Source organism: Mycobacterium sp. BMJ-28 (genome assembly GCF_054404835.1).
On record NZ_CM136783.1, the window covers coordinates 4783223 to 4804086 of the forward strand.

Consider the following 20864-nt stretch of genomic DNA (forward strand, 5'->3'; position numbering starts at 1 on the left):
ATGAGCACCATCACTCGTGGACTGCCCGAGCCGGTCGGTCCGCTGTCGGAGGCGGTGATCGGCCACCTGCGCGGTACCCGGCAATTGGAAACCGGTCCGGAAGTCGTTGTATCAGAATCGGATCCGGCCGGACTGGACCTGCAGCTGGCGCTGCATCTGTGCTATGAGCTGTTCTACCGCGGCTTCGACGCGGTGCCCGACGAACTCGAATGGGACCCGGCGCTGCTTCATCTGCGGGCCCGGCTGGAACGCCCGTTCCTGGCCGACCTCCGACGCCGGGTCGGCGATCTCACCGGCGTGCAGGCGGCCGCGGAGATGGCTCGGCTGTCCGCCGAACCCGTTGAGGGCGACGGGCCCTCACACTTCCTGCTGGCCCAGGGCAGCTGGAATCAGATGCGCGAATACCTGGTGCACCGGTCCATCTACCACCTCAAGGAGGCCGACCCGCACGCTTGGGTGATCCCCAGACTGGTCGGCCAGGCCAAGGCCTCGTTCGTGGCCGTCGAATTCGACGAATACGGCGGTGGTCGCGGTTCTCGGGTGCATCAGCAACTGTTCGCCGACTTGATGTCCGCCGCCGGCCTGGACACCGGCTACCTGGCCTACCTGGAGGCGGTGCCCGCCGAATCGCTGGCGGTGGTGAACCTGATGTCGATGTTCGGGCTGCACCGCGCGCTGCGCGGGGCCACCGTCGGTCATTTCGCCGCCACCGAGATCACCTCGTCGCCCGGTTCGCAGCGGCTGGCCGACGCGTTGGACCGGCTGAACGCGCCCGAAGCGTGCACCCGGTTCTATCTGGAGCATGTCGAGGCCGATGCCGTACACGAACAGGTGGTGCGCCACGACGTGGTCGGCGATCTGCTGCGCCGGGAGCCGCACCTGGAGCCCGACGTGGTGTTCGGCATCCGGGCGTTCGAGTTGGTCGAGGACCGGCTGGCCGATCATCTGATGAAGTGCTGGCGTGACCAGCAGAGCTCACTCCTGCTGCCGCTGAGCTGACTTCCGGATCTTCTTGCGATGACTGGTATCGCACAGCGGGTAGGTGCGTGATCTGCGGCATGCACAGATGGCCACCTTGAATCGATCCGAATCCACCACCTGGCCGTCGGGCAGCTGGATGGAAACCGGGCCCTCGACGACCACCGGACCGCCCGGAATCACCTGAACGATCGTGCGCTGCGGTGTTGTCACGACAATTCCGCACGCAACGCGGCCAGCAGCGGGCCGGCGGCCTCGGCGAGAAACCGGTCCTGGGTGTCTCCGCCGACCTGAACCAGCGCGATGTCGGTGAATCCGGCATCGCGATACGGCTTCACCGCCGCCACGATGGCATCCAGATCGGGTCCACACGGAATGCTGTCTGCCACATCCTCGGGCCGGACGAACTGGCTTGCCGCGGCGAAGCCCGCGGTGGTGGGCAGGTCGGCGTTCACCGACCATCCGCCGGCGAACCACCTGAACTGCTCATGGGCCCGCTGCACGGCGGTGTCGCGGTCGGGATCCCAGCAGATGGGCAACTGCCCGACCACGCGCCCGTCGGGCAAGCCGACCGCCTGGCGGCGGCGGCGCCACTTCTCGACGACATCCCCGTCAGGCGCGGTATCGACGAGGTGATCGGCGAAGTCGGCCAGCTTTTCGACCGACTTCTCCCCGGTCATCGACACCGCGATGGCGGGGGGCACGTCGGGTAGATCCCACAAGCGGGCCGAATCGACTTCGAAGAACTCACCCCGAAAGTCGACCAACTCGCCGGAGAACAACTCCCGGATGATCTTGATGGCTTCGGCCAGCATGTCGATCCGCCGGCTCACCGTGGGCCACGCCTTCCCCACGACGTGCTCGTTGAGGTTCTCGCCGCTGCCCAACCCCAGCGTGAACCTGCCGTCGGCCAGAATCTGCACCGTGGCAGCCTGCTGCGCCACCACGGCGGGGTGATAACGCATCGTCGGACACGTCACGTAGGAGTAGAGCTCGACCCGCTCGGTCACATGGGCCACGGCGCCGAGCACCGTCCACGCATTGGGGGCATGACCCTGCGCCGCAAGCCACGGCGAGTAGTGGTCACTGCTGACCTCGAAATCGAATCCGACCTCTTCGGCGGCGGCGGCGTGGCGGACCAGGTCCTTGGCGCCGCTCTGTTCGGTCATCAAGGTGTAGCCGAAGTTGGTCATGAAACCCAGGTACCCCCACCCAATCGGGCACAAACGTCGGCGCCGCCGCCCACCGGGCCGACCAGATTCTTTGGCCGGGAGTCGCTTTGCCCAGCTATCAGGGCGGCGGCCGGTTTCGCAGCACCAGCGGCAGCACCAGCCACAGCCCGACGAGCGCCACCCCCGTGACCGAGCCCGCGATGATGCCGGCCCGGGTGCCCACGACCACATCGAAGATCAGCACGGCGACTCCCGCCAGCGCCAGCGCCAGCACCATCAGCCCGCAGAAGGCCAACCGGTGAGCGCCCGACACGATCACATCGAGACGGTGCTGGCGGAACATCATCCGGTGCATCCCGATCGGTGCCACCAACAGCACGGTGGCGCCCAGGGAACAGCCGACCGTGACGAGGTACACCACCCGCATCGCGGCGTCCAGCCGGTCGAATCGATTCTGGAACGGCAGGGTCAGCAGCAGGCCGGTGAGCAACTGGACGCCGGTCTCGACCACCCGGAGTTCCTGCAGCAGACCGGACCAGTTGCGATCCAGCCGTTGGGCCGCGGTCTCGCCGCGGGCCGCGGTGTTCCAGTTCTGGTCCCGCTCGGGATGATCGACGTCCATGTCCGAGCCCATCTCCGACGGCGGCTGACGGGTGCGGTCAATACCAGCTGCGCCGACCGCCGATGGGTCGCCCGATGGCTCCGAGCAGCCAGAACACGGCGCCGATGACCAGCAGCACCACACCGATGACCCACAGCGCGTAGATGTTGAACACCAGGCCCAGGATCAGCAGGATCGCTCCGAGAATAACCATGACTACCTCAATTCAACTGGTCAGGCGGGCACGAGCGACGGCATGGCGCTGGGCTCGGGGAGCCGGCAGTCCACCACCTTCGGATTGACGCCCGCATAGTTCAGCGGGCCCGCGACGACGGTCAGCGCGATCTGACCCGCTGTCGCGCAATTGGTTTGGCCGGTGTGAAAGTAGTCGCGCTGCCAGGCTGCCAGCACCCCGATCAGCAGCCAGACCAACACGATCGTGCCTACCAGTCCGCGGAACATGGAGCCTCCATCAGTCGAATCATGTGCGGTGCGGGTACCCGGTTGTCCAGATCGCGAAACCACGCCCGAGCGCGGGATACCGGCAACGCCAGAGGTTTACCCCGGTGGCCCGGCGGGAAGCCAGGGCAGGTGCGCGGCGAAAGAGTTCCGTGCATGACACCAATCCACTCCGGTAGCGGAAAGGTACACAATGACTGACAAGAAGAGCGGACCCGAAGAAGGCCTCAGTGGCGTCGTCGAGGATGTCAAGGGCAAGGTCAAGGAAGCCGTCGGTACCGTGACGGGGCGCCAGGACCTCACCGAAGAGGGTAAGGCGCAGCAGGACAAGGCGGATGCGCAGCGCGACGCCGCCAAGAAGGAAGCCGAAGCCGAAGCCGCCAGGGGCGGTGCGGCCGCCGCAGAGCAGCGTCAGCGCGCAGAGCAGCACCGCTGACGTCCGAGCGAAACCCAGCCCGGTAGCGGTCCCACGCGGACCCGTTACCGGGCTGGCTGCTATGTCGACCTCAGCTGTTCGGGCGCTGCCGAATCGCTTCGGGATGCGCTGCGTACCAACGCTCTTCGATCCGCCGTACCCGAACGTGCTCCAGCCCCAGCCACAGCGCGCCGATGATCATCCCGGCAGCAGACAGCACAGCCACCGTCACCCCGACATCGAAATGCCCGGTGGCGAATGCGGACAGGCTGGCGACAAACAGCACCAGCGCCACTCCGATGAGGATGAGCGCGGGCATGATCACGTTGTCTTTCATCGACTCGCCGGCGTGCGGACGCGTCGTGCGGGTGTGATCGACGGGATCCTTAGGTCCTTTCATGGCGACTCTCTTTCTCCCCCGCGGCCCGAACAAAGGGCTGTTCCCAGGGTAGATCCGGATCGTCGCGGAAGGAAGGCAATCGGCACCCTAGGTGCCGAGCACCGGCCCGGCCATCGCCGGCAGGCCCATGGTCAGCACCAGGAGCATCAACAGCATCAGGAACCAACCGGCGCCCTGCCACGCCCACCAGGTGCGCCGGTACTTCCACGCCTGGTAGGTGCGTACGAAGGCAAACACTCCGCCGAACGCCAGGATGGCCGGTCCACCGAGGGCGAGCAGGATGCGCTGCGGGGGGCCGCATGCGGCAGAGTCGGCGATGGCTCCGTGGCAGGAGCTCACCAGCACCGCCGCCAGGACCAGAAACGCCACCCCGGCACCCGCCATGCCGAGGCCGAAGCGCACGGCGGCGCGGACATCGGCGTCATTGCGATACGGGTCCAAAGCCACACCTGGCACCTTTCCCGATCGCCGCCGGGTAAACAACGTCCGGTCAGTCCTCCAGCCCCTCGGCGATCCGCTTGATCGCCGCGAGCCTTCGATCCCACTGCCGGCCGATCCGGTCCAGTTCGGCACCGAGAGCGGTGAGCCGGGCGCCGAGGGCCCGATAGCGGATCTCGCGGCCGGCCCGCACCGGCTCGACCAACCCGGCGCCGGCCAGCACCGCGAGATGCTTGGCGATCGCCTGCCTGCTCACCGGCATCCGGTTGGCCAGCGCGCTGGCCGACAGGTCCTGGGCACCGAGTTCGGTGAGGATCTGCCAGCGGGTCTCGTCGGCCAACACCCCCAACACCACCGGAACGGCTGTCACGGCAACGCCTCGACGAACTCGACCAATTCGCCGAGTTCGGCGGTCCAGCCACCGGTGTTGTCCGCGTGGGCGCCGCTGGGATCGTCGAGCTCGTCGAAACCGGACTCCGCGAGGTCCAGGCGGGTGCCGTCGGGGATCTCGGTCAGCTCGAAACGCACGACGGTGGAGTTCCCCGGCACCGGATCGACATCCGCGACGCGCGCCCACCGGTACACCAGAATCCTTGGCGCTTCGACATATTCGACCACCACCCGGTGCTTGCCGTGGTGTTCCCAGCCGAAGTAACCGGTGCCGCCCGGTACCGCGTCGAACTCGCAGGTACTGCCGAACCACTGGGCGATCAGGTCGGCTTCGGTGATCGCCTTCCATACCCGGTCGACGGGTGCGTTGATATCGATGCTGCGGGTGATGCTGAGGGTGTCCACAAACGCTCCTGAGGTCGAATCCGATTGATGTGCAATTTCAGAGTTGCATATGCTGCTCCGCACTGCAACCCTGCGGTTGCATCAATTTGGCATGCGGTCCCGGCTCCGCTTGATTACCGTCAACAGGTGGACCTGAACAACGTCGAGGTGATCGACACCCCGCTGTGCCGCGACGAGCTGTGGCCACTGGGCCCCGGCGATGCCGTATTGGCCGGCGGCACCTGGCTGTTCTCCGAGCCGCAGCCGCATCTGACCCGGCTGGTCGACCTGCACGGATTGGGCTGGCCCGCGGTCACCCGGACCGGCGCCGGAGTCGAGTTGGCCGCCACCTGCACGGTGGCCGAAGTGTCGCGGCTCTCCCGCGAGCTCGATGTCCCCGTGATGCACCAGTGCGCCACCGCACTGCTGGCCTCCTTCAAGATCTGGCACACCGCCACCATCGGCGGCAACCTCTGCCTGTCCTTCCCCGCCGGCGCGATGATCTCGATGATCGCGGCGCTGTCGGGCACCGTGACGGTATGGCGACCGGACGGAACCGAATATCGTTGCACTGCTGATCAGTTCGTCACCGGCGATGCCACCAACACGCTCGGCCCCGGCGACATCGTGCGGTCGGTACACCTGCCCGCGCATGCGCTGCACGCGCACACCGCCTTTCGCAAACTCGCCCCGTCCGCACTGGGCCGGTCCGCTGTGGTGGTCATCGGCCGCCGCGACGGTGACGACCGATTCGTGCTCTCGGTATCCGCGGCAACGATGCGCCCCTACACATTCGAGTTCACCGCGGTACCGGGGCCCGAAGAGCTGCGGGCCGCGCACCGGCAGATCCCGGACGATGCCTGGACGATCGATGCCCACGGCGACCCCGACTGGCGGCGCGCGATGACCCTGTTGCTGGCCCGGCAGGTGGCGGAGGAACTGGCGCCGTGATCGTGAATGGGAAACCCACGCAAGATGATCCACGACCCGGTCAGTGCCTGCGGACCTACCTCCGCGAGCACGGCCACTTCGAGGTGAAGAAGGGCTGCGACGGCGGCGACTGCGGAGCCTGCTCGGTGCTGGTCGACGGCACCGCGGTGCACTCCTGCCTGTATCCGGCAGTACGCGCCACCGAGCGTTCGGTCACCACGGTGGCCGGGCTGGGCACGCCCGAACATCTGCATCCCCTGCAACGGGCGTTCGTCGACGCCGCCGCCTTCCAGTGCGGTTTCTGCACGGCCGGGATGATCACCACGGCATCGACTTTGACCGACGACCAGCGCGCCGACCTGCCGCAGTCGCTCAAGGGGAACCTGTGCCGCTGTACCGGATACCGGGCGATCACCGACGCGCTGAGCGGCACGGTCAACACCGGGGACCGGTCCCCCGGCGCACCTGCAGGACGGCGCGTCGTCACCGGCACCGAGCAGTACACCATGGACCATGCCCCGCAGGGCCTGCTGCACATGGCGGTGGTGCGCAGCCCGGTGGCGCACGCCCGCATCGTGTCGATCGACACCTCGGCCGCCCGACGCGTTGCTGGAGTTCACCTGATCCTGACCCATTCCGACAGCCCGCCGGTGGCCTTCTCGACCGCCCGGCACGAGAACCGCACCGATGATCCCGACGACACCTACGTGCTGGACCACACCGTGCGATTCATCGGCCAGCGGGTCGCCGCGGTGGTGGCCGACAGCGTGGCCGCCGCCGAAAAAGCCTGCCAGGCAATAGTTGTGGAATATGTCGAGCTACCGGCGGTGTTCGACCCGGAGCTGGCCCGCCGGCCCGGTGCACCGCTGGTGCACGGCGACAAGGACTCCGGTGCGCGCATCGCCGATCCGCAGCGCAACCTGGTGGCCGAGTTGCACGGGGGCGTCGGCGATGTCGGTGCCGGACTCGCCTCGGCCACCGCGGCCGGCGGAGCCGTGGTGCACGGCACCTGGTTCACCCAGCGCGTACAGCACGCGCACCTGGAAACGCACGGCAGTACCGGCTGGATCGACGAGGACGGCCGCCTGGTCATCCGGACCAGTTCCCAGGTGCCGTTCCTGGTGCGCGACGAACTGTGCCACGTGTTCGGTCTGGACCAGGACCGGGTGCGGGTGTTCACCCGCCGGGTCGGCGGCGGTTTCGGCGGCAAGCAGGAGATGCTGACCGAGGATGTGGTGGCCCTGGCCGTACTTCGAATCGGCCGGCCGGTGCGCTATGAGTTCACCCGCACCGACGAGTTCATCGCCGCCCCATGCCGTCACCCGTACCGGGTGCGGGCGACCGTGGCGGCGAACCCGGACGGCCTGCTCACCGCGATGTCGGTCGACGTGCTGATGGATGCCGGCGCATACGGCAACCACAGCCCGGGCGTGATGTTCCACGGCTGCGGGGAATCGATGGCCGTGTACCGCTGCCCGAACAAGCGGGTCGACGCCGAGGCCGTCTACACCAACAACATCCCGTCGGGCGCCTTCCGCGGGTACGGGCTGGGACAGGTCATCTTCGCCGTCGAATCCGCACTCGACGAGCTGGCGGCGCGGCTGGGCCTCGATCCGTTCGAACTGCGCAGGCGCAACGTGATCGTGCCGGGCGATGCATTCGTCGATTCGCATGTGGCCGACGACGATCTGACCTTCGGCAGTTACGGGCTGGATCAGTGCCTGGACCTCGCCCAGGCCGCACTGGCACGCGGCAACGGCGTCCAGGCGCCGGACGGGCCGGCGTGGCGAGTCGGCGAGGGCATGGCGATCGCCATGATCGCGACCATCCCGCCCCGGGGCCACCATTCGCAGGCGTCGGTGACCCTGGACGCCGACGGCCTGTACACGCTGGCGGTCGGCACCGCCGAATTCGGCAACGGCACCTCCACGGTGCACCTGCAACTGGCCGCCGAGGCGCTCGGAGTGCCGGTGAGCCGACTGCGATTGCAACAGTCCGACACCGACGGATGCGCCTACGACACGGGGGCGTTCGGTTCGGCCGGCACCGTGGTGGCCGGGCTGGCGGTGCAGTCGGCGTGCCGGGAACTGCGTCAGGCCCTGCGCTCGGGAGCAACCGAGCGCCCACTGGTCGGCCACGGCCGCCATCAGGGCACCCCCCGCTCGGTGGCGTTCAACGTGCAGGCCTTCCGGGTGGCGGTCAACACCGACACCGGCGAGGTATGCATCCTGCAGTCCGTTCAGGCCGCCGACGCCGGGGTGGTGATGAATCCCGAGCAGTGTCGCGGTCAGGTGGAAGGTGGCGTGGCCCAAGGCATCGGCTCGGCCCTGTTCGAAGAGATCCGGGTCGACCCGCGGGGTGAGGTGAGCACCAAAACGCTGCGCAACTATCACATTCCGCAACTGGCCGACCTCCCCGTGACCGAGGTGTACTTCGCCGACACCTACGACAAACTGGGACCACTCGGGGCCAAATCGATGAGTGAATCACCGTACAACCCGGTGGCGCCCGCCCTGGCCAACGCGATCGCGCGGGCCTGTGGGGCACGGATGTACCGGTTGCCGATGACACCGGCCCGGGTCTGGCGGGCACTGTCCGGCTGATGCCACCGGGTTGTCGGCCACCGGGATTAGGCTCGCGGCGTGAAGGTCCGGGCATACGCGGTACTGGCGCTGGCCGCCGGGGCGACGGCTTATCTGCTCGGCGCCGGGGTGCCGTGGAGTCTGGCCGCCGCGGCCGCGGCGGTGATGCTGCCGCATTTCCTGATGGGCGCCGTGCGCGGGCTGCGCACCCCGTCGGCCGCCGAGGATCCGGTGACCGCGATGTCGGGCACCGAGTTCGAAGACCATATCGCCCGCATCGCCCGCTCGTGCGGCGTCCCGGTCATCATGACGTCACTGACCGGGGATTGGGGCGTGGACCTCATCGTCGGAAAGCGGCCGGATCGCCTTGCCATCCAATGCAAACGACAGGCGCGTCCGGTGGGCACCGGTGCCATCCAGGAGGTGGTGGCCGGCGCACCGATGCAGGACTGCGCCCACACCATGGTGGTGACCAATCACGAATTCACGCCGGCTGCACGCAAACTCGCCGAACTACACGGCTGCATCCTGGTCGGTGGCGCCGAACTGCCCAGGCTGAAGTCCACCATCCGCACATTACTGGAGCAGACCTGAGCGCGGCTCGGGGCCGATGTAGCGGGCCCTGGGCCGGATGATCTTGCGGGACTGGGCCTGTTCCAAAATGTGCGCGGACCACCCGACCACCCGGCTCACGGCGAACGTGGGGGTGAACATCTCGCGCGGCACCCCGCAGAGTTCCATCAGCACGCCGGCGTAGAACTCGACGTTGGCCCGCAGGGCACGGCCGGGCCGCCTTTCGGCGAGCACCGCCGTCACGTCGTCCTCCACCCGGACCGCGCGGTCGACCAGCCCACCGCCCAATCCGACCGCGATGGATTTCAGCAGTTCGGCCCGGGGGTCGGCGGTGCGATAGACCGCGTGCCCGAACCCCATGATGCGGTCACCGCGATCCAGCGCGGTGTGTGCCCACGCCCTCGCGTTGGCCGGGTCACCGATGGCGTCCAGCGCATCCAGCGCCCGGTCGGGGGCACCGCCGTGCAGCGGCCCGGAGAAGGAGCCCAGCGCCGCGCAGATGGCCGAGGCCACGTCGGCGCCTGTGGAGGCGACCACTCTGGCGGTGAAAGTGGAGGCGTTGAATCCGTGGTCGATGGTGGCGATGAGGTACTGCTCGATGGCCCTGGCGTGCTCGGGCGCCGGTCGCCGACCGGTCAGCAGGTACAGCCAGTGAGCAGCGGCGGGCAGGGTGGGGTCCGGCTCGACCGGATCCAGGCCGTGCCGGATGCGATGCAGGGCGGCCAGGATGGTGGGAGTCATCGCGGTCAGCAGCACCGCATCGCGCCGGCGGGCGTCTTCGTCGATATCCCAGATCGGCGGCAGATCGGTGGCCGCCGCGACCGCCGACAGCACGGTGCGCAGTCCGGCCAGCGGGTGCTCGTCGGCCCCGCTCAGCGCGACCATCCGCAGCATCGGCGTCACGTCCGCCGGGATGGCACGCAGGGCGGCGGCGTGGGCGGCGAACCGCGCCGACTCCGGTGCCGACGGCAGCCGCCCGTACAGGAACAGGAACCACACCTGTTCGAAACTGCGGGTGGTGGCCAACTCGACCGCCGGGTACGGGCCGTAGTGGTAGAACCCCTCATCACCCCGAACGTCACCGATCGCGGTGTCGGCCGCCACGATGTTGGCCAGGCCGGGTGCGGCTTCGATGAGTACGTCCGGCATAAGTGATTTCCTCCTGGTATCCAAGCTGTACAACCACATTCGGCCTAACATTGATGACAGTCAATGTTGACTCGATCAATATGAAGGGGCTGCCGCAATGGCACCGAACCGGCGACATACCCGGCGCTGGCCCGCCGCCATCGACCACGACGGACACGACTACCTGACCACCGCCCAGGTCGCCAAGGTGCTCGGCATCAAACCCGAGTCGGTGTATGCCTACGTCAGCCGCGGACGGCTGCGCAGCGTGCGGATCGCCGGAGTGCGCGGCAGTGTGTTCGCCGTCGACGAGGTGGAATCCCTCACCCGCGACGCGGTCCGGTCCCGGCCGCCGGCCGGTGTGGTGGAACGGATCCGCACGCAGATCACCTCGCTGTCCGGCGACGAGCTGCGCTACCGTGGCCTGCCGGTCGATGAATTGGTATCCACCGACTTCCTGGACGTGGCCCGCCTGTTGTGGAAACACGATGTGCCGCCGCAGCACTCGCCGCTCGACGAGGACGCCACAACTCACCTGCGCGCCGCCTTGCCGGACACGGCCACCCGGCTGGACGCCGTGCGGATCGCGGTGGACCTGTCCGGTGCCGCCGATCCGTTGCGCTATCAGCGCGCCGGGCCGCTGGTGGCGGCCAAGGCGATGCAGATCCTGGAGGCCGTGGCCGCCGCCTTACCGCCGGTCACCGATCGCGCGCAACCGGGATCCTATGCGAAACGGTTGTGGCCCAAGCTTTCCCCACTGACCGCCACTCCACGCCGGGTGGCGGCGCTCAACGCCGCCCTGGTGCTGCTGGCCGACCATGATCTCGCGGCGAGCACCGTCGCGGCACGGGTGGCCGCCAGCGCAAGGGCCGGGGTCTACTCGGTGGTGGCGGCCGGGCTGGCCGCCCTGGACGGCCCGATGCACGGTGGCGCGGCCACCGCCGCCTACCGTTATCTGCACGGCGCCGTCAGCGATCCGTTATCCGCGGTGGCCGCGAGTCTGCGTACCGGCGAACGGATTCCGGGGACCGGTCACCGGATCTACCGCGAGCACGACCCGCGCGCGCTGGCCTTGATGGGCCTGCTCGAACAGGCCGGCGGCGGCGCCAGGATACGTGCCGCAGTCGACACCATCGCGGCCGCAGTGGATTTCGTGAACTCGGACCTGGCGCTGGCGGCGATGGCACTTCAGTTCCGGATGCCGGCCGACGCGCCGGAAACCATCTTCGGTATCGCCCGGATCGCGGGCTGGGTGGCTCATGCGCTGGAGGAGTACGACGAACCGATGCTGCGGTTCCGGCCCGTCGGGGTCTACGTCGGAAAGCGCTCGGGCCAGATCAGTGCGCCGCGGCGCGATTCGTCCGGGTGACGGCCGAGCGCGGGGGCCGGTCGCGCATGTGGTCGCGCACCCGGGTCATGATCTTCTCCAGCGCGCGGACGTCGGTATCCGAGAGCGCGCCGTACAGCAGGTCGCGCACCACGTCGATGTGGCCCGGGAGCACCTGCCGCACGCGCTCCCTACCCGCTGCAGTGATGTCGACGATGGTGGCGCGCTGGTCGGACGGGCTGACCTTCCTGCTGATCAGGCCCGACTTCTCTAGCAGTCCAGCCTGGTGGGTGAGGCCGGACCGGCTGTACACCACACCGTCGGCCAGATCGGTCATGGTGAGGGGCCGCTGCGCGTCGACGAGCTTGGCCAAGATCTCGAACTGCACATAGCTCAGCCCGCCTTCGGATCTGAGCTGTTGCTGCACAGCATATTCGAGCAAGCCAGCCGCTTCGGTTAACGCAAAGTAGGCGCGCAGCTGCGCGGGCTTGAGGGAATCCGCCATCCGCCGATACTAGTGCTTCGAACTCAAAACAAAGCGACGAAGGTCACGCTCCGCCCGGAATTACTCCGATATCGAAGCAAAAGGCAAAGGGAGAAGACCATGAAAGCTGTGCAATATCACCGTTACGGCGATAGCGACGTTCTGCAGTACCAGGAGGTGCAGCGTCCGGCACCCGGTCCCGGCCAGGTGGTGGCGTCACCGGCTGGAACATCGGGGACGCCGTGGTGGGCATGCTCCCGCTCGACGCCGGCGGGGCGGTCGGCGGCGCGAGCCGGTTACACCGATACGGGGCCGATCGCCTGCCCGGCAAGACCATTCTCGTCCCGCCCCGCGGGTGAACCCGCCAGGGGTTTCAGCGCAAGGCGTCGGCGACCGCGGCCACCGCGGCGTCGAGTTCGGCCCGCGACACCGTCAACGCGGGCCGGAACCGCACCGAGTCCACCCCGCTGGGCAGCATGATCACGTGCCGGTCCCACAACGTCGCGATCAGCGCGTCACGGGCCGCCGCGGAGGGCAAACTGAAGGCACACATCAGTCCACGGCCGCGTGGATCGAGCACCACGCCCGGGAATTCGGTTGCCAGGCGGCGTAATTGATCGAGCAGGTAGTCGCCGAGCTGGCCGGCCCGACCGATCAGGTCGTCGGATTCGATGACCTCCAGGATGCGCCGGGCCCGCACCATGTCGGTGAGGTTGCCACCCCAGGTGGAGTTGATTCGGGAGCTGACCCGGAACACGTTGTCGGGCTCCTCATCCACGCGGCCGCCGGCCATCACGCCGCACACCTGCGTCTTCTTACCGAAGGCCACCACGTCCGGGCGCACACCCAATTGCTGGTAGGCCCAAGCGGATCCGGTCATCCCGCATCCGGTCTGCACCTCGTCGAAGATGAGCAGCGCGTCGAATTCGTCGCACAACTCCCGCATGGCGGCGAAGAATTCGGGCCGGATGTGCCTGTCCCCGCCCTCGCCCTGGATCGGCTCGGCGATGAAGCACGCGATGTCGTCGGGGAACGCCTCGAATGCGGCACGGGCCTGGCGCAGCGATTCCGCTTCCGCCACCACGGGATCCAGTCCGGGGCGCAGATAGGGCGCATCGATACGCGGCCAGTCGAACTTCGGGAACCGGGCCACCTTGTTCGGGTCGGTGTTGGTCAGCGACATGGTGTAGCCGCTGCGTCCGTGGAAGGCGCCCTGTAGGTGCAGCACGCGGGTGCCCGGCGCGCTGCGCCCCAGCGACTCGTTGCGCCGGCTCTTCCAGTCGAACGCGATCTTCAGCGCGTTCTCCACGGCAAGCGCTCCCCCGTCGATGAAGAACAGGTGCGGCAGGGCCGGGTCGCCGAGCACCCGGGCGAAGGTGTCGACGAACCGGGCCATGGTGACGGTGTAGATGTCGGAGTTGCTCGGCTTGTTCACCGCGGCGGCGCCCAGTTCGGCCAGGGCTTCCGGGGTGGTCAGCGCCGGATGGTTCATCCCGAGGGCCGACGAGGCGAAGAACGTGAACATGTCCAGGAAACGTGCACCGGTGCGGGCGTCGACCAGCTCGGAACCGTGCGACCGCTGCAGGTCGAGCACGAAATCGAACCCGTCGGCCAACATGTTGCGACTCAGGACGGCGGGCACCTCGGCCGCGGAAAGCATCACGTCACGATCAGGCAGGACAGCAGTCATGCCACGCATCCTAACGCGATATTTACGGTTTTACCTATCGACAACAGGAATATCTACGGTAGAAACTCGCGCCCTTCGTAAAACGTCTGTAGTATGACCGTGCTGCGGGTGCGCACGTTGGCGGCTGTCCGGATCTGTTGCAACAGGTCCTCCAGCGCCCGCGGGGACCCCACCCGCACAAGCAGGATGTAGCTCTCCTCGCCCGCGACCGAGTGGCACGACGCGATCTCGGAAATGTGTTCCAGGCGAGCGGGCGCATCATCGGGTTGGGAAGGATCGAGAGGAGTGATGGCCACGAACGCCGAGAGCATGTTGCCCACCGCTTCGGGATCGATGCGCGCCGTGTACCCGGTGACCACACCGCGCGATTCCAGCCGCCGCACCCGGGCCTGCACCGCCGACACCGACAGGCCGGTCGTCGCCGCCAGATGCGCCAGCGTGGCGCGCCCGTCGGCGACGAGGTCGCGCACCAGGGCGCGGTCGATATCGTCGAGGTGGTCGGCGTCGGCCATGGCCGGACACTATCTCAACGGCACGCTGCGATGATCGCGCCTTGGCAACTGCGCGCCTCCTTCGCCGCGGCCCTGTCCCGCATGTACGGCACCGAGGTGCCTGCGTACACGGCGTTGGTGGAGGTCAGTGCGCAGGTGAACCGGGAACATGGCGGCGACGGGCGGCTCGGCTCGCTGGATCGGGTCACTGCCGAACGCCACGGTGCCATCCGGGTCGGTAATGCCGCCGAGATGGCCGACGTTGCCGATCTTTTCGCCGCGTTCGGGATGTACCCGGTGGGTTTCTACGATCTTCGCGACGCCGCCTCGCCGGTTCCGGTGGTGTCCACGGCGTTTCGCCCCATCGAGTCAGAAGAATTGGAGCGAAACCCATTCCGGGTGTTCACCTCGATGCTGGCCACCGCGGACACCCGATTCTTCGGCGCCGATCTGCGCGCCAGGGTGGACCGGTTCCTGGCACAGCGGCAGTTGTTCGACCCCGTGCTGATCGCCGATGCCCGCCGGATCGCCGACACCGGTGGTGCGTGTGAGGACGAGGCCGCGGATTTCGTGGCCCGCGCCACTGCCGCGTTCGCGCTGTCCCGCGATCCGATCGACAAGACCTGGTACGACGAGCTGAGCGCGGTGTCGGCGGTGGCCGCCGATATCGCCGGTGTCGGCACCACACACATCAACCATCTGACCCCGCGGGTACTGGACATCGACGAGTTGTACCGGCGTATGACGGCACGCGGGATCACCATGATCGACGCCATCCAGGGTCCGCCCCGCACCGACGGGCCCGCGGTCCTGCTGCGTCAGACGTCGTTCCGCGCGCTGGCCGAGCCGCGCCGGTTCCGCGGTGCCGACGGCTCGGAGTTCGACGGTGCGCTGCGCGTGCGCTTCGGCGAGGTGGAGGCGCGCGGTGTCGCGCTGACCCCGCTCGGCCGGCAACGCTATGACGCCGCCATGACCGACCCACTGCGGTGGGCCGATTTCTTCCCGGCCACCGACACCGAGATGGCGGAGGCCGGCCTGGCGTACTACGTCGGCGGCGACCCGGCCAAACCGGTTGTCTACGAGGATTTCCTGCCCGCCTCGGCGGCCGGGATCTTCCGGTCCAACGTCGACGAGGACGTCAGCGTCTCCGATGCCGTGTCCGATTCCGCGACCGGCGACTACAGCATCGACTGGCTGGCCGGCGCGATCGGCCAGCACCTCCACAATCCGTACGACCTCTACCAGAAGGCGGCATCATGACCACCATGCAATCCACTCTGCCCACCGCCGGGGAGCTGCGTGACCGGGTGCGCCTGGCGTTGCAGGCCATCGGCGCCGACCTCACCGAAGCCGAGGCCGGTCTGCCTGCCAGCACCCCGATCACCGGGGACGTGCTGTTCACCGTCGCCGAGACCACGCCCGCCGACGCCGAGGCCGCCATCGCCGCTGCCGCCGAAGCGTTCACCAGCTGGCGCACCACCCCGGCCCCGGTGCGCGGCCAGGTGGTGGCGCGCCTCGGCGAACTGCTCACCGAGCACAAGGCCGACCTCGCCACCCTGGTGACCATCGAGGCAGGCAAGATCACCTCCGAGGCGCTCGGCGAGGTGCAGGAGATGATCGACATCTGCCAGTTCGCCGTCGGCCTGTCCCGGCAGTTGTACGGCAAGACCATCGCCTCCGAGCGGCCCGGACACCGGCTGATGGAGACCTGGCATCCGCTCGGGGTGGTCGGCGTGATCACCGCGTTCAACTTCCCGGTGGCGGTGTGGGCGTGGAACACCGCCGTCGCGCTGGTGTGCGGGGACACCGTGGTCTGGAAGCCCTCGGAGCTGACACCGCTGACCGCGGTGGCGTGTCAGGCGCTGATCGAACGGGCCGCCCGCGATGTGGGCGCGCCCGCGGATATCTCGCGGCTCGTCCAGGGTGGCCGGGAGATCGGTGAGCTGCTGGTGGACGACCCGCGCGTCGCGCTGATGAGTGCCACCGGCTCGGTGCGGATGGGCCGGGAGATCGGCCCCCGCGTCGCCCAGCGGTTCGGCAAGGTGCTCCTGGAGTTGGGCGGCAACAATGCGGCCATCGTGACGCCGTCGGCCGATCTGGATCTGGCGTTGCGCGGCATCGTGTTCTCCGCGGCAGGCACCGCCGGACAGCGTTGCACCACCCTGCGCCGGGTGATCGCGCACCGCTCGGTGGCCGATGGTCTCGTCGACCGGATCGCGGCCGCGTACCGCAGCCTTCCGGTCGGAGATCCGGCTGCCCAGGGCACGCTGGTCGGCCCGCTGGTACACGAACGCGCCTACCGCGACATGGTGGGCGCGCTGGAGCAGGCCCGCGCCGACGGTGGCGAGGTGACCGGCGGCGAGCGCGTAGATCTCGGCGAGGGGGCCTACTACGTGCGCCCGGCGGTGGTGCGGATGCCCGCCCAGACCGCGGTGGTGCACGACGAGACCTTCGCCCCCATTCTCTACGTCCTGACCTACGACACCCTGGACGAAGCGATCGCACTCAACAATGCCGTGCCGCAGGGCCTTTCGTCGGCGATCTTCACCACCGACATCCGTGAGGCGGAACGCTTCATGGCCGCCGACGGGTCGGACTGCGGTATCGCCAACGTCAACATCGGCACCTCGGGTGCGGAGATCGGCGGCGCGTTCGGCGGGGAGAAGCAGACCGGCGGCGGTCGCGAATCGGGCTCCGATTCATGGAGGTCCTACATGCGCCGGGCCACCAATACCGTGAACTACTCCTCCGATCTGCCGCTGGCGCAGGGGGTTCAGTTCGGGTAGCACGGTGCGTTCTACTATGGCTGCGTGAGTGAGCACGTCGAACACCGGGAATTCCAGGCAGAGGCCCGTCAACTGCTTCAGCTGATGGTGCACTCCATCTACTCGAACAAGGACTCGTTCCTGCGGGAGCTGGTGTCCAACGCCTCCGACGCCTTGGACAAGCTGCGGCTCGCGGCGTTCCAGGACAAGGACCTGGACGTCGACACGTCCGATCTGCACATCGACATCGAGACGGACACGTCCGCGCGAACGCTGACCATCCGCGACAACGGCATCGGCATGACGCGCGACGAGGTGATCGACCTCATCGGCACACTGGCCAAATCCGGTACCGCCGAGCTGCGCCGCAAGCTGCAAGAGGCCAAGCAGCAGGGCGACTCCGAAGAGTTGATCGGCCAGTTCGGCATCGGGTTCTACTCGACGTTCATGGTGGCCGACTCCGTCGTGCTGCTGACCCGCAAGGCCGGCGAAAGGTCCGCCACCCGTTGGGAATCCAGCGGCGACGGCACCTACACCATCGGGACCGTCGATGACGCCCCGCAGGGCACGTCCGTCACCTTGCACCTCAAGCCCGAGGACACCGAGAACGAACTGCACGACTACACCGCGCCGTGGAAGATCAGGCAGCTGGTCAAGAAGTACTCCGACTTCATCTCCTGGCCGATCCGGATGGAGGTCGAGAAGACCGTCCCAGCCGACGAGTCGGCCGACGGGGAGACCGCGGAGCCCACCGTCACCTTCGAAACCGAGACACTCAATTCGCGTACCGCGCTGTGGGCGAAGTCCAAGAGCGAGGTCTCCGACGAGGAGTACAAGGAGTTCTACCGGCATATCGCGCACGCGTGGGATGAGCCACTCGATGTCATCGCGATGAAGGCCGAAGGCACCTTCGAGTACCAGGCGTTGTTGTTCATCCCGTCGCAAGCGCCGTTCGACCTGTTCAACCGCGACGGGCACACCGGGGTGCAGCTGTACGTCAAGCGCGTCTTCATCATGGCCGACTGCGACGAGCTGGTGCCCGAGTACCTGCGATTCGTCAAGGGTGTCGTCGACGCACAGGACATGTCGCTGAACGTGTCTCGGGAGATCCTCCAGCAGGACCGCCAGATCAAGGTGATCCGGCGCAGCCTCACCAAGAAGGTGCTGTCGGCCATCAAGGACCTCCAGGCCAACCGGCCGGACGATTACGTGACCTTCTGGACGCAGTTCGGCCGCGTGTTCAAGGAGGGCCTGCTCTCCGACCATGACAACCGCGACACCCTGCTGGAGCTGTCGTCTTTTGCGTCGACGGCCAGTGAGACCGACTCGACCACCCTTGCCGACTACGTCGGGCGGATGAAGGACGACCAGGAGCAGATCTTCTACGCGACGGGTGAATCACGCCAATTGCTGGAGCACTCCCCCCATCTGGAGGCTTTCAAGGCCAAGGGCTACGAGGTGCTGCTGCTCACCGACCCGGTCGACGAGGTGTGGGTCGAATCGGTGCCGGAATTCCAGGGCAAGAAGTTGCAGTCGGTCGCCAAGGGTGAAGTCGACCTCGGTTCCGGAGACGACAAGAGCAACGGCGACCGCAGCGACTTCGCCGATCTGCTGGCCTGGCTGCAGGAAACGCTCGACGAGCACGTCAAGGAGGTGCGGCTGTCGACGCGCCTGACCTCGTCGCCGGCATGCCTGATCACCGACACTTTCGGCATCACCCCGCAGCTGGCGCGCATGTACCGTGCGTCCGGGCAGGACGTGCCCGTGGGCAAGCGCATCCTGGAGCTCAATCCCGATCACGCACTCGTCACGGGTCTGCGGGACGCCTTGGCGTCGTCACCGGACGGACTCGGCGAGACTGCCGAGTTGCTCTACGGCGTAGCCCTTCTCGCCGAGGGTGGGTCCCTCGACGATCCGGCGCGCTTCGCCGGCATTCTCGCCGACCGGTTGGCGAAGACCTTCTAGTTGCCCGCTGCGCAGGTGACGGGTCGTCTCTGGCCAGGTCGCGCCGGCGCTGGTTCGCAGAGGCGGGCCCGGCGGCGTGACCTTCCGCCGGACCCACCACGCGGGCGGTTTCTCTGTGTAGTTGTCAAGGTGCACAAAGCGTTTAGGCGGCGGTGGGTAGGTCGGTCATGGTGCGTCGTGCGTGTGAGCGCAGATGTGCCGGTTCTGCTCTGCCCGGATCGTGGGGTGGGATGAACCAGGGGTGGCGGTCGGTGCCCAGGTAGACCTGCCAGCCGCCGTGGTGGATGGCGGTGTGGTGGTGTCGGCACAGCAGGACGCCGTTGTCGATGCTGGTGGCGCCCCCGCTGCTCCAGGGTGTGATGTGGTGGGCGTCGCACCAGGACACCGGCCGCCCGCAGCCGGGGTGTGCGCAGCCACCGTCCCGTACCGCCAACCCCTTCCGGATCACGGGCGTGAACAGCCTTTCGCTGCGTCCCACATCCAGCGGCGCACCCGCGCCATCAACAGTCACCACCCCGATCGTGCTGTCACACAAGATCAGGTCAGCGGTGGTCGCGCTGACCGGCCCGGTGAAACCCAGGCTGTCCACGAGCCCCTTTCCTTCCGCTGGCCGGATGACGGTGACGTGCGGGAGCACCCCTCCGGAGGTCGGGCGCCGCGAGTTCGACAGGTAGGTCCGCACGACGTGGCCGAGGGCGTCCGCGCGACGCCTCCCGACCGGGCGCGGGTCGGGTGAGCCGTCTGGCAGCGGGACGGGCCGGCACAGTGGGTCCAGCGCGGTGAGCAGTTCCTCACCGGTGAGCGCGTCGACATCGAGGGTCGCAGCGACCCGTCCTTCGTCGTTGACCACCACTGTCATCTCGTTGAGGTCAGCGTTCTCGGCCACCGGCACGGCCCCGACCACCGGCGGTTGCGTCGAGGCTTTGTCGATGGCGATCGCGCGGGCCTTCTCGGCCACCTGCGATGGCGTGGTCTGGATCATCAACTTGGTGACGACCTTCGCCCGGTCCTCGTCGGACAGGGCGACCCTGCCTTCGACGTGTTTGACGCCCCTTCCGACCGCGTCGGCGAACTCGATGCCGAGACCACCCAGACGCTGGGACTGGGTGAGGGCCGGCAGGGTGTGCGCCGCCCGCCCCACCCGCGCGGCCCGATGTGCCGCGCCGGGGGCCACACCGCAACTGGTGAGCAGATCAGCCCCCGAACGCAGGTGCTTGCGGGCCGGGATCCCGAGCCGCTCGGCGGCCGCAACGGCCTGTGCGATCACATGATCCAACAGGTTGCGCGCCGTCACCGCGGCGACCACCACCGCCAGCAAGGGCTGCTCATCGAGCACCCGCCGCGGACAGTCCAGCAGATGACACAGTCTGCGGTCGCCGTCGTCCTCGGGTGGTGGCGCCGGAGCGAGGTCATCGATGAGCGCATCGATGACAGCATTGAGATGGGTGGCGTCCATACCAGATACCGAGCCTTTCCCAGAAGTGCACGCGGGCAGACAAGTTCGGGATCATCTAGGCAACATGGCTCAACAGTCTGCGACGGACCGTCGAACCTCTCAGCGACACAGTCGCGGCAAAAGCTCACCGATAGCGGGAGCACCATCTCATTTCAATTCGAACTTATGTTCGATGCTACGCCGCACCGGGGCCCCACGCAAGTGCCGACCCGAAGTCCCGAAACACCTTCCGGCAC

23 protein-coding genes are annotated in these 20864 nt (G+C 67.8%); 9 read left to right on the top strand and 14 right to left on the bottom strand.

The window, feature by feature from the left end; translation table 11 throughout:
* Positions 1–999, top strand: a complete 999-nt coding sequence (locus ACXPWS_RS23760) for an iron-containing redox enzyme family protein (protein WP_458709002.1) — start codon at positions 1–3, stop codon at positions 997–999.
* On the opposite strand, the gene ACXPWS_RS23765 is transcribed toward ACXPWS_RS23760, so the two are convergent.
* The 5 genes from ACXPWS_RS23765 to ACXPWS_RS23785 form a co-directional block, all read right to left on the bottom strand.
* On the bottom strand, positions 976–1191 hold the full coding sequence (locus ACXPWS_RS23765) for a CDGSH iron-sulfur domain-containing protein (protein ID WP_458709003.1): 216 nt from the start codon (positions 1189–1191) through the stop codon (positions 976–978). The genes ACXPWS_RS23760 and ACXPWS_RS23765 overlap by 24 nt on opposite strands.
* Positions 1188–2171: an LLM class F420-dependent oxidoreductase gene (locus ACXPWS_RS23770; RefSeq protein WP_458709004.1), complete on the bottom strand. Its 984-nt coding sequence runs from the start codon at positions 2169–2171 to the stop codon at positions 1188–1190. Before ACXPWS_RS23770 ends, ACXPWS_RS23765 begins: the two co-directional genes overlap by 4 nt.
* A gap of 97 nt (positions 2172–2268) precedes the next feature.
* On the bottom strand, positions 2269–2772 hold the full coding sequence (locus ACXPWS_RS23775) for a DUF6328 family protein (RefSeq protein ID WP_458709005.1): 504 nt from the start codon (positions 2770–2772) through the stop codon (positions 2269–2271).
* Between the two features lie 37 nt (positions 2773–2809).
* Positions 2810–2965: a DUF6131 family protein gene (locus tag ACXPWS_RS23780; RefSeq protein ID WP_458709006.1), complete on the bottom strand. Its 156-nt coding sequence runs from the start codon at positions 2963–2965 to the stop codon at positions 2810–2812.
* Positions 2966–2985: 20 nt separating this feature from the next.
* Positions 2986–3213: a hypothetical protein gene (locus tag ACXPWS_RS23785; protein WP_458709007.1), complete on the bottom strand. Its 228-nt coding sequence runs from the start codon at positions 3211–3213 to the stop codon at positions 2986–2988.
* 190 nt (positions 3214–3403) lie between these two features.
* On the opposite strand from ACXPWS_RS23785, the gene mbp1 reads away from it, so the two are divergent.
* Complete coding sequence (mbp1, locus tag ACXPWS_RS23790; protein ID WP_458709008.1) at positions 3404–3646, top strand: microaggregate-binding protein 1; 243 nt, start codon at positions 3404–3406, stop codon at positions 3644–3646.
* Positions 3647–3716: 70 nt separating this feature from the next.
* Here mbp1 and usfY read toward each other — a convergent pair whose 3' ends face one another.
* From usfY to ACXPWS_RS23810, 4 genes are all read right to left on the bottom strand, one after another.
* Entirely contained in the window at positions 3717–4025 is a 309-nt protein-coding gene (gene usfY, locus ACXPWS_RS23795; protein WP_458709009.1) for a protein UsfY, read from the bottom strand.
* A gap of 87 nt (positions 4026–4112) precedes the next feature.
* Positions 4113–4409 (bottom strand): hypothetical protein, encoded by a 297-nt coding sequence (locus ACXPWS_RS23800; RefSeq protein WP_458713673.1) that lies wholly within the window; start codon positions 4407–4409, stop codon positions 4113–4115.
* Positions 4410–4515: 106 nt separating this feature from the next.
* The gene (locus ACXPWS_RS23805) at positions 4516–4833 is read right to left on the bottom strand and encodes an ArsR/SmtB family transcription factor (protein ID WP_458709010.1); all 318 of its coding nucleotides are present in this window, start codon (positions 4831–4833) and stop codon (positions 4516–4518) included.
* Complete coding sequence (locus ACXPWS_RS23810; protein ID WP_458709011.1) at positions 4830–5258, bottom strand: SRPBCC domain-containing protein; 429 nt, start codon at positions 5256–5258, stop codon at positions 4830–4832. Before ACXPWS_RS23810 ends, ACXPWS_RS23805 begins: the two co-directional genes overlap by 4 nt.
* A 126-nt stretch (positions 5259–5384) precedes the next feature.
* Here ACXPWS_RS23810 and ACXPWS_RS23815 point away from each other — a divergent pair, with 126 nt between their 5' ends.
* Genes ACXPWS_RS23815 through ACXPWS_RS23825 form a run of 3 tightly spaced genes read left to right on the top strand, consistent with a single transcriptional unit; the run spans position 5385 to position 9343 of the window.
* The gene (locus tag ACXPWS_RS23815; RefSeq protein WP_458709012.1) at positions 5385–6188 is read left to right on the top strand and encodes an FAD binding domain-containing protein; all 804 of its coding nucleotides are present in this window, start codon (positions 5385–5387) and stop codon (positions 6186–6188) included.
* The gene (locus ACXPWS_RS23820) at positions 6185–8770 is read left to right on the top strand and encodes a molybdopterin-dependent oxidoreductase (RefSeq protein ID WP_458709013.1); all 2586 of its coding nucleotides are present in this window, start codon (positions 6185–6187) and stop codon (positions 8768–8770) included. Before ACXPWS_RS23815 ends, ACXPWS_RS23820 begins: the two co-directional genes overlap by 4 nt.
* 39 nt (positions 8771–8809) lie before the next feature.
* The gene (locus tag ACXPWS_RS23825; protein ID WP_458709014.1) at positions 8810–9343 is read left to right on the top strand and encodes a restriction endonuclease; all 534 of its coding nucleotides are present in this window, start codon (positions 8810–8812) and stop codon (positions 9341–9343) included.
* Here ACXPWS_RS23825 and ACXPWS_RS23830 read toward each other — a convergent pair.
* A complete protein-coding gene (locus ACXPWS_RS23830) occupies positions 9326–10471 on the bottom strand; it encodes a citrate synthase (protein ID WP_458709015.1) in 1146 nt (381 codons plus the stop codon). The two genes, ACXPWS_RS23825 and ACXPWS_RS23830, sit on opposite strands and share 18 nt — an antisense overlap.
* Positions 10472–10568: 97 nt before the next feature.
* Here ACXPWS_RS23830 and ACXPWS_RS23835 point away from each other — a divergent pair, with 97 nt between their 5' ends.
* Entirely contained in the window at positions 10569–11819 is a 1251-nt protein-coding gene (locus ACXPWS_RS23835; protein ID WP_458709016.1) for a citrate synthase, read from the top strand.
* Here the strand turns inward: ACXPWS_RS23835 and ACXPWS_RS23840 are convergent.
* The 3 genes from ACXPWS_RS23840 to ACXPWS_RS23850 all read right to left on the bottom strand — a co-directional run bounded on the left by ACXPWS_RS23840 (position 11788) and on the right by ACXPWS_RS23850 (position 14463).
* Positions 11788–12282 (bottom strand): MarR family winged helix-turn-helix transcriptional regulator, encoded by a 495-nt coding sequence (locus ACXPWS_RS23840; RefSeq protein WP_458709017.1) that lies wholly within the window; start codon positions 12280–12282, stop codon positions 11788–11790. The two genes, ACXPWS_RS23835 and ACXPWS_RS23840, sit on opposite strands and share 32 nt — an antisense overlap.
* Positions 12283–12634: 352 nt before the next feature.
* A complete protein-coding gene (lat, locus tag ACXPWS_RS23845; RefSeq protein WP_458709018.1) occupies positions 12635–13951 on the bottom strand; it encodes an L-lysine 6-transaminase in 1317 nt (438 codons plus the stop codon).
* A gap of 53 nt (positions 13952–14004) precedes the next feature.
* Entirely contained in the window at positions 14005–14463 is a 459-nt protein-coding gene (locus ACXPWS_RS23850; RefSeq protein ID WP_458709019.1) for an Lrp/AsnC family transcriptional regulator, read from the bottom strand.
* Between the two features lie 30 nt (positions 14464–14493).
* Between ACXPWS_RS23850 and hglS the strand changes: the two genes are divergently transcribed.
* The 3 genes from hglS to htpG are packed head-to-tail and all read left to right on the top strand — an operon-like array spanning position 14494 to position 19172.
* Positions 14494–15702, top strand: coding sequence for a 2-oxoadipate dioxygenase/decarboxylase (gene hglS / locus ACXPWS_RS23855; RefSeq protein WP_458709020.1), 1209 nt, complete (start codon positions 14494–14496; stop codon positions 15700–15702).
* Entirely contained in the window at positions 15699–17228 is a 1530-nt protein-coding gene (amaB, locus tag ACXPWS_RS23860; protein ID WP_458709021.1) for an L-piperidine-6-carboxylate dehydrogenase, read from the top strand. The genes hglS and amaB overlap by 4 nt, the downstream gene beginning before the upstream one ends.
* A 24-nt stretch (positions 17229–17252) precedes the next feature.
* Entirely contained in the window at positions 17253–19172 is a 1920-nt protein-coding gene (gene htpG, locus ACXPWS_RS23865; RefSeq protein WP_458709022.1) for a molecular chaperone HtpG, read from the top strand.
* A gap of 142 nt (positions 19173–19314) precedes the next feature.
* On the opposite strand, the gene ACXPWS_RS23870 is transcribed toward htpG, so the two are convergent.
* Entirely contained in the window at positions 19315–20628 is a 1314-nt protein-coding gene (locus ACXPWS_RS23870) for an HNH endonuclease signature motif containing protein (protein WP_458709023.1), read from the bottom strand.
* Between the last annotated feature and the right edge of the window lie 236 nt (positions 20629–20864).

Bases quoted from the DNA above. Each gene is read 5' to 3' on its own strand.
- ACXPWS_RS23835 (WP_458709016.1), top strand. From the start codon at position 10,569: ATGGCACCGAACCGGCGACATACCCGGCGCTGGCCCGCCGCCATCGAC.
- ACXPWS_RS23840 (WP_458709017.1), bottom strand. From the start codon at position 12,282: ATGGCGGATTCCCTCAAGCCCGCGCAGCTGCGCGCCTACTTTGCGTTA.
- ACXPWS_RS23770 (WP_458709004.1), bottom strand. From the start codon at position 2,171: ATGACCAACTTCGGCTACACCTTGATGACCGAACAGAGCGGCGCCAAG.
- ACXPWS_RS23775 (WP_458709005.1), bottom strand. From the start codon at position 2,772: ATGGACGTCGATCATCCCGAGCGGGACCAGAACTGGAACACCGCGGCC.
- ACXPWS_RS23780 (WP_458709006.1), bottom strand. From the start codon at position 2,965: ATGGTTATTCTCGGAGCGATCCTGCTGATCCTGGGCCTGGTGTTCAAC.
- mbp1 (WP_458709008.1), top strand. From the start codon at position 3,404: ATGACTGACAAGAAGAGCGGACCCGAAGAAGGCCTCAGTGGCGTCGTC.
- amaB (WP_458709021.1), top strand. From the start codon at position 15,699: ATGACCACCATGCAATCCACTCTGCCCACCGCCGGGGAGCTGCGTGAC.
- hglS (WP_458709020.1), top strand. From the start codon at position 14,494: ATGATCGCGCCTTGGCAACTGCGCGCCTCCTTCGCCGCGGCCCTGTCC.
- usfY (WP_458709009.1), bottom strand. From the start codon at position 4,025: ATGAAAGGACCTAAGGATCCCGTCGATCACACCCGCACGACGCGTCCG.
- ACXPWS_RS23850 (WP_458709019.1), bottom strand. From the start codon at position 14,463: ATGGCCGACGCCGACCACCTCGACGATATCGACCGCGCCCTGGTGCGC.
- ACXPWS_RS23800 (WP_458713673.1), bottom strand. From the start codon at position 4,409: ATGGCGGGTGCCGGGGTGGCGTTTCTGGTCCTGGCGGCGGTGCTGGTG.
- lat (WP_458709018.1), bottom strand. From the start codon at position 13,951: ATGACTGCTGTCCTGCCTGATCGTGACGTGATGCTTTCCGCGGCCGAG.
- ACXPWS_RS23870 (WP_458709023.1), bottom strand. From the start codon at position 20,628: ATGGACGCCACCCATCTCAATGCTGTCATCGATGCGCTCATCGATGAC.
- ACXPWS_RS23760 (WP_458709002.1), top strand. From the start codon at position 1: ATGAGCACCATCACTCGTGGACTGCCCGAGCCGGTCGGTCCGCTGTCG.
- ACXPWS_RS23785 (WP_458709007.1), bottom strand. From the start codon at position 3,213: ATGTTCCGCGGACTGGTAGGCACGATCGTGTTGGTCTGGCTGCTGATC.
- ACXPWS_RS23830 (WP_458709015.1), bottom strand. From the start codon at position 10,471: ATGCCGGACGTACTCATCGAAGCCGCACCCGGCCTGGCCAACATCGTG.